Source organism: Teichococcus aerofrigidensis, assembly GCF_054073225.1.
Genome location: NZ_JBSXMU010000104.1, coordinates 1 through 11468 on the forward strand (window position 1 = coordinate 1; position 11468 = coordinate 11468).

Genomic DNA, 11468 nt, shown 5'->3' on the forward strand with positions numbered 1-11468 from the left:
GCCTCCAGCGGATCGGTCCGGGCCTCCGGGTGGCGGGCCAGGGCGGCCTCGACCACGGCGCGCTTGCGGGCCAGGCCGGCCTCGTCGAGCCCGGTGCCGCGCCCGGCCCAGTCGCCGCCGCCACCGAACAGCGCGGCCGCCAGGGCGGCGCCGGCGGTGGTGTTGCCGATGCCCATCTCGCCCAGGCAGAGCAGGTCCACCCCCTCATCCATGGCGGCCGCGCCGCTGTCCACCGCGTCGAGAAACTCCTCGGGGGCCAGGGCCGGCGCCTCCGTCATGTCGGCGGTGGGCCTGTCGAGCGCCAGCGGCACCACACGCAGCCGCGCGCCGGCGCAGGCGGCGAGCTGGTTGATGGCGGCGCCGCCGGCGGCGAAGTTCGCCACCATCTGCGCCGTCACCGCCGCCGGATAGGGCGAGACGCCGCGCGCCGCCACGCCATGGTTGCCGGCGAAGACCAGCACCTGCACGCGCTCCAGCCGGGGGAGGGCGCGACCCTGCCAACGGGCCATCCAGGCCGCCAGCGCCTCCAGCCGGCCGAGGCTGCCGGGCGGCTTGGTCAGCCGCGCCTGGCGGGCGGTCACGGTGGCGGCGGCGGCCTCGTCGCCTGCCGGCGGCGCGGCGCAGCGGGCGCGCAGGGCGGCGAGGCGTTCGGTTCCGGTCATCACGGCTCCTGCGTGGCGATGGCGTGGAAGAAGCTGCCACTGACCGGGCCGCGCCGCCCGCCGCCATGGCCGAGCGGGGCGCCGGCGGCGTCGGCCAGCTCGGCCAGGGGGGCGTCCCGGGCGCGCGGCGGGGCCCGGCTCGGTCAGCCGGGCGTAATGGAACTCATGGCCGCGCAGGCGGGTGCCGGCGGCGCCCAGCGGACCGTCGGCCAGCAGGCGCGCCTCCCGGTAGCCGAGGTTCATCCTCCGCGCGGCGAAGCTGGTGGCGTGGCCGAGCAGCCCTGCCATGGCGTGGCGCCGGCCCGCCGCATCCTCCAGCCCCTGCCCGAGCACCATATAGCCGCCGCATTCGCCATGCACCGGGCGGGTCCGGGAGAAGCGTCGCAGCCCCTCCAGGAAGCGCCCGGCCGCCGCCAGCCGGCCCGCATGCAGTTCGGGATAGCCGCCGGGCAGCCAGCAGGCGTCGCAGGCCTCGGGCGGCGGCTGGTCGGCCAGGGGGGAGAAGCACTCGATCTCCGCCCCCGCCCGCCGCCAGCCGGCCAGGACATGCGGATAGAGGAAGCTGAAGGCATCGTCCTCGGCCAGGGCGATGCGCTGCCCGGGGGGCGGCAGCGGCGGGTGCGGCGCGGCGGAGGCGGGCGGGGACGCCGCCGTCGCGGCCAGGGCCAGGATGGCGCCGAGGTCGAGTCGCGCCTCGGCCAGATCGGCCAGCCGCTCCAGCAGCGCCGGAAGCTCGCCCAGCTCGCGCGCCTGCACCAAGCCGAGATGCCGCTCGGGCAGGGTGACGGCCGCCTCGCGCGGCAGCGCCCCGAGCACCGGCAGGCCAGCCTCGGCGATGGCCTCCGCCGCGCCCCGGCGGTGCCGCTCGCTGGCCACCCGGTTCAGCACCACGCCGCCGACGCGCACCCCGGCGCGGTGCGTGGCGAAGCCGCGGGCGATGGCGGCGGCGCTCTGCGACTGCCCGGAGACATCGAGCAGCAGCAGCACCGGCAGGCCGAAGCGCGCGGCGAGATCGGCGGCGCTGCCCTGGCGCCCGGGCTCAGGGCCGGCGCCGTCGAACAGCCCCATGGCGGATTCGATCAGCAGCAGGGGCCGGGCGCGCCGCGCCTCCGCCGCCACGGCGTCCAGCAGGGCGGGGGGCATGGCCCAGCTGTCGAGGTTGGGGCTCGGATGGCCGCAGGCCGCGGCGTGGAAGGCGGGGTCGATATAGTCCGGGCCGGACTTGGCGGCCGCGACCGCGAGCCCGCGCCGCCGGAACGCCGCCAGCAGCGCCAGGGTCAGCGTGCTCTTGCCGCTGCCCGAGCGCGGCGCGCCGATCACCAGAGCTCCGCCCATGCATCCTCCGCTGTCCCTGCCTCGCCGCGAGCGTCAATCACAGGCCGGGCCCTTCGGCCAGGGGGTGGCCGCCAGGAGATGGGCCAGGAGATGGGCCAGGAGATGGGCCAGGAGATGGGGATGAATGGCCGCCGGCCCAGCCCCAGGGCAGGCTGAGGCTTGGCCGGCATCCCGGGGCAAGCGAAGATGGCGGTGCAGCAATGCTGTGTAACAACTTGATTTCTGGCGGAACGAATCGCGCGCCTCCGTGCTTTGACGCCTTGCACGGCAAGCCAGCCGCACGGTATTGCACCCATGGGTTCGCTGTCTTCCGTATGGACCGATGGATCCGCTCCGCCGCCCTGCCGCGGCGCCGGGCGGGACGGGACGGGGAAGGGCGCCGGGCCCGATGGAATCTCGGATTTCCCGCAGCCAGTCCGCGGCAGCACCGCGCCAGTACGAAGAACGGAGAGGATGAGGGGTATGGACCAGCGCCGCCCGCTTCCAGAATTGCGCCCAGACACCGGCCTGGCGGCCTCCGGGCGGAGACGCGACGCCCGCGGCCCGTTCCGGCGCCTGGCCCTCCATGGCCTGACGGGTCTCCTGACGGCCGCCACGCTGCTGGCCGGCACCGGCGCCATGGCGACCAGCTTCCGCTGCGCCACGCCGGAGCAGCAGGCGATGTTCGAGATCGCCGCGCTGAAGACCGAGCTGATGGTCATCGCCACGACCTGCAACACCGAGGCGCCCTACAACGCCTTCATCACCCGCTACAAGCCGGTGCTGAGCAGCAACGACATGGCGGTGATCGGCCATTTCACCGCGCGCGACCGCCGCGCCGGCCAGCGTGAGAACGACGTCTTCATCACCAACCTCGCCAATGCCCGGGCGCAGGAGGCCAATCGTGTCGGCGCCGACTTCTGCAGCCGCAACGCGCGCCTCTTCGAGGAGGTGATGAGCCTGCCCGGCGCCGCCGAGCTCGGCCCCTACGCCGCCTCCAAGGACCTGCTGCCGGCCTCGCTCGGCAGCTGCGTCCCCAGCGCCTCCAGCCCCGCCCCCGCGCGGAGCGCCACGTCCAGCCGCCGGGCCTCGCGTTGATGCATCTCCGTTCCGCCTGGGTGGCGCTGGCCCTGCCCGCGCTGCTCGCCGCCTGTGCCCAGCCGCAGCGCGCCGTCGAGACCTCCCGTCGCCCGGTCTATGCCATCGACATGATCGGCGCGGCCAAGTCCTGCACGGTGGATGACAACCCCCGGCTGATCGACGGCCGCGAGACCGTGGCGCCGATGACCGTGGTGAATGACGGCGGCTGGTGCGCCCTGCGCGTCGCCCGCCCCGGCCCGGAGCCCTTCGACGCCGGCCTGCTGAGCGCCCGTGCCGAGAACGGCCGGGTGTATGTGCACAGCGTCGGGGACTACACCCGCATCGACTACACGCCGCTGCCCGGCTTCAGCGGCACCGACAGCTTCACGGTGCGCCTGCTGCCGGGTTCCACCACGGTGAAGGTCAATGTGACGGTGCAGCCCGGCGCCGCGGCGGTGACGCCGGCCGCCGCGCCGGTCGCGCCCCGCGTCGCGCCGCCGCCGCCGGACACGCGGGCGGCCACCCCGCAGCGCGGCGGCACGACGCGCCGCGCGCGCTGAGTCGCCCTCCTCCCCCGGGAAGTCCGCTTCCCGGGGGAATTTCGTTCAGCGCCCGCTCCCGCCCAGCACGCCGACGATGCCGCCGATGGCGATGATCGCCGGCGCGTCCAGCCCGGCCCCGCGCACCGCCTCCGCCACCTCCGCCAGGGTCGAGACCAGCTTGCGCTGGCCGGGCCGGGTCGCCTCCGTCACCACCGCGACCGGCGTTCCGGGCGGCAGGCCGCCGCGCAGCAGCGCCGCCGTCACCGCCTCCAGCCGCCGCATCGCCATGTAGAGCAGCAGCGGCTGGCCGAGCCGGGCCAGCGCCGTCCAGTCCAGCGCGTCCTCGGCGCCCTCGGCCGCATGTCCGGTGGCCAGCACCACCGCCTGGTTGACGCCGCGATGCGTCGCCGGGATGCCGGCCGCCGCCAATCCGGCCAGCCCCGCCGTCAGTCCGGGCAGGATGCGGTGCGGGATGCCGGCGGCGGCCAGCGCTAGCGCCTCCTCCCCGCCGCGCCCGAAGACGAAGGGATCGCCACCCTTGAGCCGCAGGACGCGCCGCCCGGCCAGCGCCAGCTCGGCCAGCAGGCCGAGAATGGCGGCCTGCGGCGTCGAGGGCCGCCCGCCGCGCTTGCCGACGAAGCGCAGCTCGGCCGTCGCGGGGGCCATGGCCAGGATGCGCGGATCGACCAGATCGTCATGCACCACCACCTCGGCCTGGGCGAGGCCGGCCAGCACGTCGAGCGTCAGCATGCCGGGATCGCCCGGCCCGGCCCCGGCGAGCCAGACATGGCCGGGCTCCAGCACCGGGGCGGCGCGGCCCATGGCGGCCTCCAGCGCGGCGAGGCGCTTCATGCCGCTCGCCCCGGGCCCCGGCGGGCGCTAAACCTCCCGGCGTGCAGCAGGACGCGCCTCTCCGCCGGGGCTGGACCACCGGCGCCTGTGCCACGGCGGCGGCCGGGGCGGCCTTCGCCGCGCTGCGCCACGGCGCCTTCCCCGATCCCGTGACCATCCGGCTGCCGCGGGGCGAGGCGCCCGCCTTCGCCCTGGCCGGGCATGGCTTCACCGGGGATGGCGGCGCCTGGGCGGCGGTGGTCAAGGATGCGGGGGACGATCCGGACGTGACGCATGGCGCGCTGATCCGCGCCACCGTGCATCCCCTGCCGCCCGGCGGCGGCCTGGTCTTCGTCGCCGGCGAGGGGGTCGGCACCGTCACCCTGCCGGGCCTGCCGCTGCCGCCGGGCGAGCCGGCCATCAACCCGGTGCCGCGCCAGATGATCCGCGCCGCGCTGGAGGCGGTGGCGGGCGGTGCGGTCGATGCGCGCGTCGAGATCGCCATCCCCGGCGGCGAGGCGCTGGCGCGGCGCACCATGAACCCGCGCCTCGGCATCCTGGGCGGCCTCTCCGTGCTGGGCACGACCGGGGTGGTGGTGCCCTATTCCTGCTCGGCCTGGATCCACTCCATCCATCGCGGCATCGACGTCGCCCGCGCCGCCGGCCTGGCGCATGTCGCCGGCGCCACCGGCAGCACCAGCGAGGCGGCGGTGCGCGCCCTGCACCGCCTGCCGGAGCAGGCGCTGATCGACATGGGCGATTTCGTCGGCGGCATGCTGAAGTACCTGCGCGCCCATCCGGTGCCGCGCGTCACCATCGCCGGCGGCCCCGCCAAGCTGACCAAGCTGGCCCAGGGCCGGCTCGACCTGCATTCGCGGCGCGGCGCGGTGGATCTGGAGGCCCTGGCCGGGCTGGCCCGCGCGGCGGGCGCCGATGCCGCCCTGGCCGCCCGCATCGAAGGCGCGAACACCGCGCTGGAGGCCTTCACCCTGGCCGGGGCGGCCGGCCTCGCCCTCCCGGCGGCGGTGGCCGGGCGCGCCCGCGCCGTGGCGCAGGCGGTGGTCGAGGGCGCGCCGGTGCGGGTCGATGTCGCGCTCTTCGGGCGGGACGGGCGGTTGCTGGCCGAGGCCGGGTGAGCTCATGCCCGCCCCCGGAAGCGGCGCTGGTAGTCCGTGTCGTAGAGCGCGCTGTCGCGGAAATCCCCGGCCTCCAGCGCCGGGCCGACGAGGATCAGCGCCGTCCGTTCCGCCGGCTCGGCCGCCAGCTTCGCCACGATGTCGCCGAGCCGGCCGCGCAGCACCCGCTGCTCCGGCCAGGAGGCGCGGATGACGATGGCCACCGGACAATCGGCGCCGTAGAGCGGCGTCAGGCGGGTGACGATCTCCTCCAGTGCATGGATGGCGAGATGCAGGGCGAGCGTCGTCCCGGTGGCGCCGAAGGCCTCCAGCGTCTCGCCCGGCGGCATCGGCGAGGCGCGACCCGAGACCCGCGTCAGCACCAGGCTCTGCGCCACGCCCGGCAGGGTCAGCTCCCGCCCCAGCGCGGCGGCGGCGGCGGCGAAGGCCGGCACGCCGGGGGTGAGGGTATAGGGGATGCCGAGCCGCTCCAGCCGCCGCGCCTGCTCGGCGACCGCCGACCAGACCGAGAGATCGCCCGAATGCAGCCGCGCCACATCCAGCCCGGCGGCATGGGCGCGGCGGTACTCCGTCTCGATGCCGTCGAGGTCGAGCGGCGCGGTATCGACCAGCCGGGCGCCGGGCGGGCAATGCGCCAGCAGCGCCGGCGGCACGACGGAGCCGGCATAGAGGCAGACCGGACAGGCGGCCAGCAGGTCGCGCCCGCGCAGGGTGATGAGGTCGGGGGCGCCGGGGCCGGCGCCGATGAAATGCACGGTCATGCTGTCTGCGGGGCTCTGCGGAAGGCCGGGGGAAGACGATGGTCCGGCGCCGCCGCGCCTGCCGGGATCATGGCGGCGGCTCGGCCAGCGCGCAGCTCACCCCGCCTTCGGCGATGCGGGGCAGCAGCAGCGCCCCGCCCGCCGCCAGGGCGCAGCCTTCCGCCACGCTGGCCAGGCCGGTGGCGCGCAACGCCGCCTCGGAGCGGGTCGGGCAACGGGGCTGCACCGCCAGCAGGGCGGCATGGCCGATCCAGTCGAGCGGCAGGCCGAGGCGCCGGGCGGCCTCCTCCAGCGCCGGCATGCCCTGGCGGAAGAAGGGCGCGGCCAGGCGGACGATGCGCCGGCCGCTGCGCCCCTCCGCCTCGCGCAGCAGCGCCAGCACGGCCTCGGCACTGGCGCCGGGGCGGCAGCCGAGGCCGGCCAGGGCGGTGGGCGCCTCGGCGGCACGGGGCTTCTCCACCGCGTATTGCGTGACGGTCATGGCCGGGCGGAAGCCGCGCCGCTGCCCGATCCGCGCCAGCCGCGCCACCGAGAGCCGGGTCAGCCCGCCGCCCCACAGCGCCTCGGCCTCGAAGAGCCGCGCCTCGGTCTCCACCGTCACCGCATGGGCGACCAGGCGCCCGCCGGGGCGCAGCGCCGCCCAGGCGGCCTCCAGCACCCCCGGCGCGGCCGCGCCGCCGCCCAGGAAGATGGCGTCCGGCGTGGGCAGCCCCTCCAGCCCCGCCGGCGCCGTGAGCGGCAGCAGGCGGTAGCCCGGCACGCCGAGGGCGAGGGCGTTGCGCGCCGCCCGCGCCAGGCGCTCCGGCCTCGGCTCCAGGCCGAGAGCGCGGTTGGCCGGGTGGCGCAGCATCCATTCGATGCCGATCGAGCCACTGCCGGCGCCGATGTCCCAGAGCAGCTCGCCCGGATGGGGCGCCAGCGCGGCCAGGGCGGCGGCGCGGGCCTCGCGCTTGGTGATCTGCCCGTCCTGCTCGAAGAAATCCTCCGCCAGCCCGGCGGCCAGCGGCAGCGGCCGCGCCGAGGGGCCGGGAACGACCTCGATGGCCAGCATGTTCAGCGGATCGGGGTGGCCCGCGAAGTCGCCGGCGGTGGTGCGGGAGATGCACTCGCGCGGGCCGCCCAGTGCCTCCAGCAGGTGCAGGCGGCTGGGACCGAAGCCGAGGCCGGTCATCAGCGCCGCGACGGCGGCGGGCGTCGTGGCATCGGCCGAGAGGGCGAGGATGCGCGCGCCCGGCTGCAGCAGCGGCCGCAGCGGCGCCAGCGGCCGGCCGCAGAAGGAGATGGTCGCGCAGTCCTGCAGCGCCCAGCCGAGCCGGGCGCAGGCCAGGGCGAAGGCGGAGGGCGCCGGGTGGCAGAGGAATTCCTCCGGCGGCACCTGCCGCGCCAGCAGTGCGCCGATGCCGAAGCAGAAGGGATCGCCCGAGGCGAGCACCGCCACGCGCCGGCCGCGCAGGGCGAGCAGCGGAGCGAGGTCGAGCGGGCTCGGCCAGGGATGCGCCGCGCCGCGCAGCAACGGCGCGGCCAACGCCAGGTGGCGGGCGCCGCCGAACACCGCCTCGGCGCCGGAGAGCAGGGCGGCGGCGGCGGGAGAGAGGCCCTCGACGCCCTCCTCGCCCAGCCCCAGGATGGCGAGCCATGGCCCGCTCATCCCCTTTGCGCCTGCTGATCCTGGGCGGCACCACCGAGGCGTCGGACCTCGCCCGCGCGGTGGCGGGCGATGCCCGCTTCGCCCCCCTGCTGTCGCTCGCCGGGGTGACGCGCCGGCCGCTGCCGCAGCCGGTGCCGCTGCGGATCGGCGGCTTCGGCGGGGCGGCGGGGCTGGCGAAGTTCCTGCGCGCGGAGGGCATCGGCGCGCTGGTCGATGCCACGCATCCCTTCGCCGCCGCCATGACACGCCAGGCGCTGGCGGCGGCGGCGGAGACCGGCACGCCCCTGCTGCGGCTGGAGCGCCCGCCCTGGCGCCCCGTTCCCGGCGACGACTGGCGCGAGCACGCCACGCCGGAGGCGCTGGCGGCCGCCCTGGGCCCCGCGCCGCGCCGCGTGTTCCTGACGGTCGGGCGGAAGGACCTGGCCGCCTTCCGCGCCGCGCCCTGGCACGACTACCTGATCCGCAGCGTCGATCCGCCCCCGGCCGAGGCCCTGCCACCGCGCGCGCGGGTGATCGTGGACACCGGCCCCTTCGCCTTGGAGGCGGAGCTGGCCCTGCTGCGGGAAGCCCGCATCGAGGTGCTGGTGGCGAAGAATTCCGGCGGCACGGCGGTGGCGGCGAAGCTCGCGGCGGCGCGCGCCCTGGGCCTGCCGGTGCATCTCCTGGCCCCCCCCCCCCCCCCCCCGGGGCTCGGGGCCGTGGCGGAGGCCGGCGCGGCGCTGGACTGGCTGGCGCGCCGTCATGCCGGGACCGAGCGCGGCGCGTAGAGCCAGGGCCGCCCGCCCGGGCGCGGGATCAGCCGCGTGGCGGCCGAGCCGACCAGCACCAGGGTCCGCATGTCGGCCAGGGCCGGGTCGGCCTCGGCCAGGGCGCGGATCTCGATCCGCTCCTCGGGCCGGGAGATGGCGGTGGCGAAGGCCAGCGGGGTGGTACCGGGCAGGGTCTCGGCCAGCAGCGCGAAGGCGCGGCCGAGCTGCCAGGGACGGGCGCGGGAGATGGGGTTGTAGAGCGCCAGGACGAAGCCGGCCTCGGCGGCCAGGCGCAGCCGCCTCTCCACCAGCGCCCAGGGCTTGAGGTTGTCGGAGAGGGAGATGGCGCAGAAGTCGTGGCCGAGCGGCGCGCCCAGCCGGGCGGCGGCGGCGAACATGGCGGAGATGCCGGGGAGCACGCGGATCTCCAGCGCCCGCCAGGCCTCGGGCCCGGCCTCCAGCGCCTCGAAGACCGCGCTGGCCATGGCGAAGACGCCGGCATCGCCGGAGGAGACCACCGCCACCCGCGCGCCCTCCGCCGCCAGTTCCAGCGCGTGGCGCGCGCGCTCCAGCTCCTGCCGGTTGTCGGTGGCGTGCCGCCGCTGGCCGGGCCGGGGCGGTACCCGCGCGACATAGGGGCCATAGCCCAGGATGTCGGTGGCGGCGGCCAGCGCCGCCTCGGCCTCCGGGGTGCGGAGCGCGGCATCGCCGGGGCCGAGGCCGATGACGTCGAGGCTCATGGCGCCCCGCCCGATATCCCGCCCGATATCCCGCCCGACATCCCGCCCGACATCCCGCCCGACATCCCACTGGGCGGCAGCCGGCCCGGCACCAGCACCAGGGAGAAATAGGGCGCCGGGCTGTCGTCCCGCAGGGCCAGGGGCTGGATCGCCTCGCCCGCCTGGGTGCCGCGCTCGACATAGACGGCGCGCGCCAGCAGCCCGGCCCGCTCCAGCACGGCGCGCAGCTTCGGCAGGTGGCGCCCCACCTTCATGATCACCGCCGCCTCCGTGCCGGCCAGCGCCGCGGCCAGCGCCGCCTCCGGCAGGGTGGCGGGCAGCACGCGCAGCGTCTCGTCCCCCTGCACCATCGGCACCCCGGCCCGTGCCCAGCAGCCGGCCATGGCCATGATGCCCGGCACCACCTCGACCGGATACCGCGCCCGCAGCCGGTCGAAGAGGTACATGGCCGAGCCGTAGAGGAAGGGGTCGCCCTCGCAGAGCAGCGCCACCTCGCGCCCGGCGGCGAGATGCGCGGCGATGGCGGTGGCGCAATCGTCGTAGAAGGCGCCCATCTCGCGCGCGTAGCGCGGCTCCGCCACCCCGACATCGACGGTGAAGGGATAGTCGAAGCGCAGCCGCTCGGCGGCCGGGTCGAGGTGCGGCGCGGCGATGCTCCAGGCGTGGCCCGCCCGCCCGCGCTTGGCGAAGCCGGCGACAACCGGCGCGCGGCCCAGGATGCGGGCGGCCTTCAGCGTGACGAGGTCGGGATCGCCGGGGCCGAGGCCCAGGATGTGGAGGGCTGCGCTCATTCCCGCTCCGAGGCCAGGGCGTTGACGGCGGCCACCGCCATGGCGCTGCCGCCGATCCGCCCCTCGGCGATCATCCAGGGGATGCGGTCCTGCGCCGCCAGCGCCGCCTTGGATTCCGCCGCGCCGACGAAGCCGACCGGCAGGCCGATGATGGCGGCGGGCGGCGGCGCGCCGGCCTCGATCCGCTCCAGCAGATGGAACAGCGCGGTGGGCGCGTTGCCGATGGCGACCAGCGCGCCGCCGAGCCGTTCCCCCCAGAGATGCAGCGCGGCCGCCGAGCGGGTGTTGCCGAGGCGCCGCGCCAGCTCCGGCACCTCCGGCTCCGACAGGGTGCAGACCACCGCGTTGCCGGCCGGCAGGCGGGCGCGGGTGATGCCATGCGCCACCATCTGCGCGTCGCAGAGGATGGGCGCGCCGGCCAGCAGCGCGGCGCGGGCGGCGGCGGCGAAGGCAGGATGGAAGCGCAGCGACCGTGCCACCTCGATCTGGCCGCAGGCATGGATGACGCGCACCGCGACGCGCGCCTGCTCCGGCGTGAGGCCGGCGAGGTCGGCCTCGGCGCGGATGGTGGCGAAGGACTTGGCGTAGATGGCCGCGCCGTCGCGGATGTAGTCGTAGGGTCCGCTCATCTCTCTTCCATCCTCGCCGCCGCCTCGGCCAGGGAGAGGCCGGCGGCCAGCGGCGCATCCCCGGCGCGGCCGTGGCGGAGCAGGGCGTAGCGCCCCGGCGCCTCGGCCACCAGCACCAGCGCCGCCGGGCCGGGATGCGCGCAGCCTTTGGCGCAACCGGAGAGATGCAGCAAGCCCGGCGGCGGCGCCCGCAACAGCCCCAGCAGGGCCAGCGCCTCGCGCCGCACCGGGGCGCGGCCGCTGGCGCAGCCCTCGCTGCCCGGGCAGGCGCGGAGCGCCAGGCGCGGATCGGCGGGATCGTCGATCAGGCCGGGGACCGCCGCCCGGCGAACCCCGGGCAGCAGCACGCTGCGCCAGGGCGTCAGGCGCAGGCTGCCATCGCCCTCCGCCGCGGCCAGCGCAGCCAGTTCCCGCAACGCCGGCACCGTCATGACGCCGAAGGGCAGGCCGAGGCCGAAGCCGCCCGCCAGCGCGCCGACCGATGGCCCGACTGATGGCCCGACTGGCGGCCCGGCTGGCGCTTCCTCAGGCGGCGGCGACGCGCCGGCCGTCAGCCCGGCCCGCGCGAACAGCGCGGCGGCGCCC

Annotated in this window: 11 protein-coding genes and 3 pseudogenes; 4 read left to right on the forward strand and 10 right to left on the reverse strand. The window is 77.0% G+C overall.

Features of this window, described 5'->3' with window-relative positions; translation table 11 throughout:
* A partial coding sequence (locus tag ACVMLK_RS16830) for a nicotinate-nucleotide--dimethylbenzimidazole phosphoribosyltransferase (protein WP_457487051.1) occupies window positions 1-662 on the reverse strand: 662 nt, incomplete at its 3' end.
* Window positions 662-1997: pseudogene (locus tag ACVMLK_RS16835) on the reverse strand (cobyrinate a,c-diamide synthase). The gene ACVMLK_RS16830 and the pseudogene ACVMLK_RS16835, both read right to left, overlap by 1 nt.
* Before the next feature lie 462 nt (window positions 1998-2459).
* Here ACVMLK_RS16835 and ACVMLK_RS16840 point away from each other — a divergent pair.
* Window positions 2460-3074, forward strand: coding sequence for a hypothetical protein (locus ACVMLK_RS16840; RefSeq protein ID WP_198367541.1), 615 nt, complete (start codon window positions 2460-2462; stop codon window positions 3072-3074).
* A complete protein-coding gene (locus ACVMLK_RS16845; RefSeq protein WP_457487052.1) occupies window positions 3074-3616 on the forward strand; it encodes a hypothetical protein in 543 nt (180 codons plus the stop codon). The genes ACVMLK_RS16840 and ACVMLK_RS16845 overlap by 1 nt, the downstream gene beginning before the upstream one ends.
* A gap of 45 nt (window positions 3617-3661) precedes the next feature.
* Here ACVMLK_RS16845 and cobA read toward each other — a convergent pair whose 3' ends face one another.
* Window positions 3662-4450, reverse strand: a complete 789-nt coding sequence (cobA, locus tag ACVMLK_RS16850; RefSeq protein WP_457487053.1) for a uroporphyrinogen-III C-methyltransferase — start codon at window positions 4448-4450, stop codon at window positions 3662-3664.
* A 41-nt stretch (window positions 4451-4491) separates the two neighbouring features.
* Between cobA and ACVMLK_RS16855 the strand changes: the two genes are divergently transcribed.
* A complete protein-coding gene (locus ACVMLK_RS16855) occupies window positions 4492-5565 on the forward strand; it encodes a cobalt-precorrin-5B (C(1))-methyltransferase (protein WP_457487054.1) in 1074 nt (357 codons plus the stop codon).
* 2 nt (window positions 5566-5567) lie between these two features.
* Here ACVMLK_RS16855 and cobM read toward each other — a convergent pair whose 3' ends face one another.
* From cobM to cbiE, 3 genes and pseudogenes are all read right to left on the reverse strand, one after another.
* A complete protein-coding gene (gene cobM, locus ACVMLK_RS16860; RefSeq protein WP_457487055.1) occupies window positions 5568-6326 on the reverse strand; it encodes a precorrin-4 C(11)-methyltransferase in 759 nt (252 codons plus the stop codon).
* A 67-nt stretch (window positions 6327-6393) separates the two neighbouring features.
* Window positions 6394-6786, reverse strand: coding sequence for a cobalamin biosynthesis protein (locus ACVMLK_RS16865; RefSeq protein ID WP_370592063.1), 393 nt, complete (start codon window positions 6784-6786; stop codon window positions 6394-6396).
* Window positions 6766-7974: pseudogene (gene cbiE, locus ACVMLK_RS16870) on the reverse strand (precorrin-6y C5,15-methyltransferase (decarboxylating) subunit CbiE); the annotation flags it as partial. The pseudogene cbiE and the gene ACVMLK_RS16865, both read right to left, overlap by 21 nt.
* Between cbiE and ACVMLK_RS16875 the strand changes: the two are divergent.
* Window positions 7962-8741, forward strand: coding sequence for a cobalt-precorrin-6A reductase (locus ACVMLK_RS16875; RefSeq protein ID WP_457487056.1), 780 nt, complete (start codon window positions 7962-7964; stop codon window positions 8739-8741). The pseudogene cbiE and the gene ACVMLK_RS16875 sit on opposite strands and share 13 nt — an antisense overlap.
* On the opposite strand, the gene cobJ is transcribed toward ACVMLK_RS16875, so the two are convergent.
* From cobJ to ACVMLK_RS16895, 4 genes and pseudogenes are all read right to left on the reverse strand, one after another.
* On the reverse strand, window positions 8714-9463 hold the full coding sequence (gene cobJ, locus ACVMLK_RS16880; protein ID WP_198367535.1) for a precorrin-3B C(17)-methyltransferase: 750 nt from the start codon (window positions 9461-9463) through the stop codon (window positions 8714-8716). The genes ACVMLK_RS16875 and cobJ overlap by 28 nt on opposite strands.
* A complete protein-coding gene (locus tag ACVMLK_RS16885; RefSeq protein ID WP_457487057.1) occupies window positions 9460-10254 on the reverse strand; it encodes a precorrin-2 C(20)-methyltransferase in 795 nt (264 codons plus the stop codon). The genes cobJ and ACVMLK_RS16885 overlap by 4 nt, the downstream gene beginning before the upstream one ends.
* On the reverse strand, window positions 10251-10883 hold the full coding sequence (locus tag ACVMLK_RS16890; protein ID WP_457487058.1) for a precorrin-8X methylmutase: 633 nt from the start codon (window positions 10881-10883) through the stop codon (window positions 10251-10253). Before ACVMLK_RS16890 ends, ACVMLK_RS16885 begins: the two co-directional genes overlap by 4 nt.
* Window positions 10880-11468: pseudogene (locus ACVMLK_RS16895) on the reverse strand (precorrin-3B synthase); the annotation flags it as partial. The pseudogene ACVMLK_RS16895 and the gene ACVMLK_RS16890, both read right to left, overlap by 4 nt.

Bases quoted from the DNA above. Each gene is read 5' to 3' on its own strand.
- ACVMLK_RS16840 (WP_198367541.1), top strand. From the start codon at position 2,460: ATGGACCAGCGCCGCCCGCTTCCAGAATTGCGCCCAGACACCGGCCTG.
- ACVMLK_RS16845 (WP_457487052.1), top strand. From the start codon at position 3,074: ATGCATCTCCGTTCCGCCTGGGTGGCGCTGGCCCTGCCCGCGCTGCTC.
- cobA (WP_457487053.1), bottom strand. From the start codon at position 4,450: ATGAAGCGCCTCGCCGCGCTGGAGGCCGCCATGGGCCGCGCCGCCCCG.
- cobM (WP_457487055.1), bottom strand. From the start codon at position 6,326: ATGACCGTGCATTTCATCGGCGCCGGCCCCGGCGCCCCCGACCTCATC.
- ACVMLK_RS16875 (WP_457487056.1), top strand. From the start codon at position 7,962: ATGGCCCGCTCATCCCCTTTGCGCCTGCTGATCCTGGGCGGCACCACC.
- cobJ (WP_198367535.1), bottom strand. From the start codon at position 9,463: ATGAGCCTCGACGTCATCGGCCTCGGCCCCGGCGATGCCGCGCTCCGC.
- ACVMLK_RS16885 (WP_457487057.1), bottom strand. From the start codon at position 10,254: ATGAGCGCAGCCCTCCACATCCTGGGCCTCGGCCCCGGCGATCCCGAC.
- ACVMLK_RS16890 (WP_457487058.1), bottom strand. From the start codon at position 10,883: ATGAGCGGACCCTACGACTACATCCGCGACGGCGCGGCCATCTACGCC.